This window comes from Herbaspirillum sp. UBA812 (assembly GCF_002296545.1).
Lineage (GTDB): Bacteria > Pseudomonadota > Gammaproteobacteria > Burkholderiales > Burkholderiaceae_D > Herbaspirillum > Herbaspirillum huttiense.
In genome coordinates, this window is sequence record NZ_DBIC01000287.1 from 1,085 (window position 1) to 6,283 (window position 5,199).

Consider the following 5,199-nt stretch of genomic DNA (forward strand, 5'->3'; position numbering starts at 1 on the left):
CAGCGACATCTACGCCATGGGCGGACGTCCGCTGGCGGTGGTCGATGCCCTGTGGAGCCGTGGTGGCGAGGCCGCGCGGCCCATCCTCGACGGGCTGGTCGAGGGCGCGCGCGTCTATGGGGTGCCGCTGGTGGGCGGCCACAGCAATCGCCGCAATGACCGCGAACAGCTTTCCGTCTCGATCATCGGCCGGGCCACGCGCCTGCTGACCAGTTTTGATGCGCGCAGCGGCGAACACCTGGTGGCGGCCATCGATCTGCGCGGGCGCTTCCAGGAACCGTATGCCTACTGGAATGCCAGTACCGGCACGCCCGCCGAACGTCTGCGCGGCGACCTCGAAGTGTTGCCCGCACTGGCCGAAGCGGGTCTTGCGCGTGCCGGCAAGGACATCAGCATGGCCGGCGTGATCGGCACCGCCTTGATGTTGCTGGAGTGCTCCGCCAAGGGCGCGGTGATCGATCTGGAGGCCATACCGTGTCCGCCCGGTGTCGATTTCCAGCGCTGGCTGAGCGCCTTTCCCAGTTATGGATTCCTGTTGAGCGTGGCCGATGATGACCTGCCGGAGGTACTGGCCCGCTTTGCTGCGCGCGGCATTGCGGCAGCGTCCATCGGGCGCATCGATGACAGCCGCCAGCTCGATCTGTGCTGGCACGGACAGCGTTTGCCCTTCTGGAACCTGGCCGAGGAAGCGCTGATCGGTTGCGGTCCGCGCCGGGAGGCCTGAATGGAATCGTCATCCACACCGCTGCGCATCGCCATGCTGACCCACTCCGTCAATCCGCGCGGCGGCGTGGTGCATGCCCTGCAACTGGCCGAGGGCCTGCAGGCGCTCGGCCATGAGGTCAGCCTGTTTGCGCCGGATGCGCGCGGCAAGGGCTTGTTCCGTCCGGCAGCCTGCACCTTCCATCCGGTGCCGGGGCCGGTGCAGTGCGAGGGTGTCGTCGGCATGGTGCGCCAGCGCATCGAGGACTACCTGCGCTGCTTTGAGCAGACCGACATGCACGCCTTCGATCTTTGTCACGCCCAGGATTCCATCAGCGCCAATGCACTGGCCACGCTGGTGGAGCGGGGCGTGATCCGGGGCTACGTGCGCACCGTACATCACCTCGACCAGTTCGATGATCCGCAGTTGCATGCCTGGCAGGAACGCGGCTATCGCATGGCCGACCGCCTGCTGTGCGTCAGCCGCACCTGGCAGGACATCCTGCAGCGCGAGCATGGCGTGCGCGCCGAACTGGTGTCCAATGGCGTCGACATGCTGCGCCATTCGCCCCGGCCGGATCCGCGCGACCAGGCCGTGCGGCGCGCGCAGGGCCTGACCGGCAAGCCGCTGTTGCTGGCGGTGGGCGGCGTGGAGCCGCGCAAGAATACGCTGGGCATCCTGCAGGCATTCGTGCGCCTGCGCCGCGTTTATCCGCAGGCGCAACTGCTCATCGCCGGGGGCGCGAGCGTGCTGGATCACGCCGGTTATCAGCGCGCTTTCGAGACCGAGCTGGCGGCCGCCGCCTTGCCGGCCGACGCCGTGCGCATCCTCGGGCAAGTAGACGATGCCGACATGCCGTCCCTGTTCCGTTGCGCCGATGTGCTGGTCTTTCCTTCCCTGAAGGAAGGCTTCGGACTGGTGGTGCTGGAAGCCATGGCCAGTGGCGTGCCGGTGGTGGTGTCGCGCATCGCGCCCTTTACCGAGTATCTCGACGGCGATTGCTGTGCCTGGGTCGATCCGCACGATCCGGCCTCGATGGCCGCCGGCATCGCGCATGCGCTGGCGCCGGCGGCGCGGCCTGGGCTGATAGCGGCTGGCCTGGAAGTCTGTGCGCGTTTTTCGTGGCAGCGCTCGGCACGCCGGCATGTGGAGCTGTATGCAGATTTCATCCGCTGTCAGCCCGTGGCAGCGTCATTCCAAGAGGAACACCATGCCTGAAATGCACTTTCGTGTCCGCTGGCCGGACGACACCGTCACCGACTGCTATTCCCCCTCGCTGGTGGTCAAGGAACATCTGGAGGAGGGACGCAGCTACGCGCTGGCCGACTTTGTCCAGCGCAGCGCCACGGCATTGAACATCGGCAGCGAGCGGGTCCGGGCGAAATACGGCTTCGCCTGTTCCTCGGCGCTGGACCAGCTGCGCCGCATCGAGGAGATGGCGGCCCGCTTCGAGGCCAGTGCCGATCCGGTGGTCCGGGTCGAGTCCTTCACGCCCTGATCGCTCCATCACGCCTTATCCAACACGACATCACTGCACGAGGTACACCATGTCCACCCAAGTCTCAGGCGCGGCGCGCCACCATAGCGTCATCATCATCGGCGGCGGCCAGGCCGGCCTGTCGATCAGCTGGTACCTGAAGCAGGCCGGCATCGATCACCTGGTACTGGAAAAACACCAGGTCGGCCACGCCTGGCGGCATGAACGCTGGGATACCTTTTGCCTGGTCACGCCCAACTGGCAATGCAACCTGCCCGGCTATCCGTATCGCGGCGACGATCCCTATGGCTTCATGAAGAAGGACGAGATCGTGGCCTACCTCGATGGTTTCGTGGCCAGCTTCCAGCCACCGGTGCGCGAAGGCGTGACGGTCGAGAAGCTGTGGCGTGCGGGTGCGCGCTGGCATCTCAGCGCCAGCGATGGCGCCTACACGGCGGACCAGGTGGTGGTGGCGGTCGGCGGTTACCACATCCCGGTGGTGCCGCGCGCGGCCGAGCGCCTGCCGGCCGATATCGTGCAGATCCATTCCAGCCAGTATCTCAATCCGCAGTCGCTGCCCGAGGGCGAAGTGCTGGTGGTCGGCACCGGCCAGTCCGGCTGCCAGATCGCCGAGGACCTGCACCTGGCCGGCCGGCGCGTGCATCTGGGCGTGGGTGAAGCTCCGCGCGTGGCGCGCACCTATCGCGGCAAGGATGTGGTGGAGTGGCTGGACAAGATGAAGTATTACGACCTGCCGGTCGACCAGCATCCGCTGGGCACCGGGGTGCGCGAGAAGACCAATCACTACGTCACGGGCCGGGATGGCGGACGCGACATCGACCTGCGCAAGTTCGCCCTGGAAGGCATGCAGCTCTACGGCAAGTTCGACACGCTGGAGGGCGAGGTGGTGCGTTTCGGTGGCGGCCTCAAGGGCTATCTCGACGAGGCCGATGCAGTCTCCGAAAGCATCAAGGACAGCATCGACAAGTTCATCGCCGCGCAGCAGATCGAGGCCCCGACGGAGGCCCGCTATGTGCCCGTCTGGCAGCCGCCCGCTGAGGAAGTGCGCACGCTCGACCTGCGCGCACGGGGTATCTCGGCCGTGGTGTGGTGCATCGGATTCCGTACCGACTTCAGCTGGATCGCCGAACCGATCTTCGACGGGCGCGGCTACCCCGGCCATGTGCGCGGCGTGACGGCTGCACCGGGTTTGTATTTCCTTGGCCTGCCCTGGCAATACACCTGGGGTTCGGGCCGCTTCTCGGGTATCGACCGCGATGCCCGCTACCTGTTCGAGCACATCAGTGCGCTGCAGGCGCAGGCCGGTCAGCCGGACCTGTCGCAGGCGGCCTGAGAGCCCCCGGAACACTGGCCAGGCGAGCCGTCACGAAAAAAAGCCCGTCCGGGGGAGGGACGGGCTGAAAGATCCGCTGGATGTCGTCGCAGCGGACAAGGGGAAAGAGGAGATCCCGATGTGCCTACTTTAGGCCCCGAAAATTAAGCCAGACTTAAATCGCAAGAAAAGTTCAGCGCCCGCCGTGCGGCAAGCAGGGATGGCGTTTCCGCATGGCAACGTGGCATGCGCGCATCACTTCATCTCCATGTGCCGGGAACTTCACGATTTTGTGAAACGCCCGCGTCGCCCGCTGTTACGCTTGCAATCAATCGGATCGCGTGACTACAACGGGGGAACGATCCGACATGGCGTCTTCCGCATCAGAACGGGGCGAGCCACGGCAGGGGCCGGGCTCATGACTGCGGACGGCACCATTCCCTGCACTCCGGCCAAACCGGCGTCATAACGACATTCCATCAGCCTTCAGGTCCGACCGCAGCCTTGCTGTGGCCGGGGCAGGCGTTTGCCCGATCATCCACAGTTTTTCCAGATCCACACATCATGACATCTTCCTCCCTGCGTACCCGACTCATCGCCCTCTGTGCCGGCATCGTCGTGCTGGCCATGCTGGCCATCGTCCTGACCAACTTCCTCACGGCACGCTCGCGCACCATGAGCGTGCTGGATGGCCAGATGGTCCAGCTGGCGCAAAGCCAGGCGTCCGCCATTGCCGAATGGTCCGACGCCCGCAAACTGGTGGTGTCTTCCATCAAGCAGGCGGCCGATGCCGCCGAGCCCTTGCCCTTCGTGAAGGCGGCCGAGACCGCCGGTGGTTTCGACCTGGCCTACATCGGCTATGCCGACAAGCACGCCGTGTTCTCGCAGCAGCGCAACCGGGCCCCCGACTACGATCCGACCAAGCGCCCCTGGTACCAGCTGGCGGCCTCCAGCAAGGGGCCGGTGCTGACCGCGCCCTATACCAGCGCCAGTACCGGCAAGCTGCTGGTGACCTTTGCCGAAGCCATCAGCAAGGATGGCCAGGTCACTGCCGTGGCCGCAGCCGACGTGCTGCTCGACAGCGTGGTGGCCGACGTGGTGGCCATCAAGCCGACCCCCAACAGCTACGCCTTCCTGGTCGACCTGGGCGGCAAGATCATCGCCCACCCCAATGACAAGCTGCGCCTGAAGCCGCTGTCGGACCTGGATGCCGCCATCACCCCGCAATCGCTGGCCGCCGCCATGGCCGCCAACAGCCATCAGGAACTGGCCCTGGATGGCCGCCAGCAGATGCTGTTCGCTGCCCGCGTGGCCGGCACCGACTGGCTGCTGGTGGTGGCGGTGGACCGCGCCGATGCGCTGGCTTCGCTGACCGCCATGCTGGCCAGCTCGGGCGTCATGGCCGTGCTGGTGACCATCCTCGCCGCGCTGGTGCTGGGTGCCTTGATCTCGCGCGTGTTGCGCCGCCTGTCGGTGGTGCAGCGTGCGCTGGAAGAAATCGCCGATGGCGATGGCGACCTGACCCGCCGCCTCGATACCCACGGCAGTACCGATGAGCTGGGCCGCATCAGTGCCGCTTTCAATCGCTTCGTCGACAAGGTCGAGCACGTCATGCTCGACATCCGCGAAGCCAGCCACACCATCCACGCCGCCACGCGCGATATCGCCAGCGGCAACATGGACCTG

The 5,199-nt window shown here is 66.1% G+C and carries 5 protein-coding genes; all 5 read left to right on the forward strand.

Features of this window, described 5'->3' with window-relative positions:
- The coding region (locus B3873_RS19790; RefSeq protein WP_286868484.1) for a sll0787 family AIR synthase-like protein at nt 1-724 on the forward strand (724 nt) is incomplete at its 5' end.
- Nucleotides 725-1,921: an MSMEG_0565 family glycosyltransferase gene (locus tag B3873_RS19795; RefSeq protein ID WP_286868486.1), complete on the forward strand. Its 1,197-nt coding sequence runs from the start codon at nt 725-727 to the stop codon at nt 1,919-1,921.
- Nucleotides 1,914-2,201, forward strand: coding sequence for an MSMEG_0570 family nitrogen starvation response protein (locus B3873_RS19800; protein WP_034338457.1), 288 nt, complete (start codon nt 1,914-1,916; stop codon nt 2,199-2,201). The genes B3873_RS19795 and B3873_RS19800 overlap by 8 nt, the downstream gene beginning before the upstream one ends.
- Nucleotides 2,202-2,250: 49 nt before the next feature.
- Nucleotides 2,251-3,534: an MSMEG_0569 family flavin-dependent oxidoreductase gene (locus B3873_RS19805; RefSeq protein WP_286868490.1), complete on the forward strand. Its 1,284-nt coding sequence runs from the start codon at nt 2,251-2,253 to the stop codon at nt 3,532-3,534.
- Between the two features lie 543 nt (nt 3,535-4,077).
- The coding region (locus B3873_RS19810; RefSeq protein WP_286868491.1) for a methyl-accepting chemotaxis protein at nt 4,078-5,199 on the forward strand (1,122 nt) is incomplete at its 3' end.

Bases quoted from the DNA above. Each gene is read 5' to 3' on its own strand.
- B3873_RS19800 (WP_034338457.1), top strand. From the start codon at position 1,914: ATGCCTGAAATGCACTTTCGTGTCCGCTGGCCGGACGACACCGTCACC.
- B3873_RS19795 (WP_286868486.1), top strand. From the start codon at position 725: ATGGAATCGTCATCCACACCGCTGCGCATCGCCATGCTGACCCACTCC.
- B3873_RS19805 (WP_286868490.1), top strand. From the start codon at position 2,251: ATGTCCACCCAAGTCTCAGGCGCGGCGCGCCACCATAGCGTCATCATC.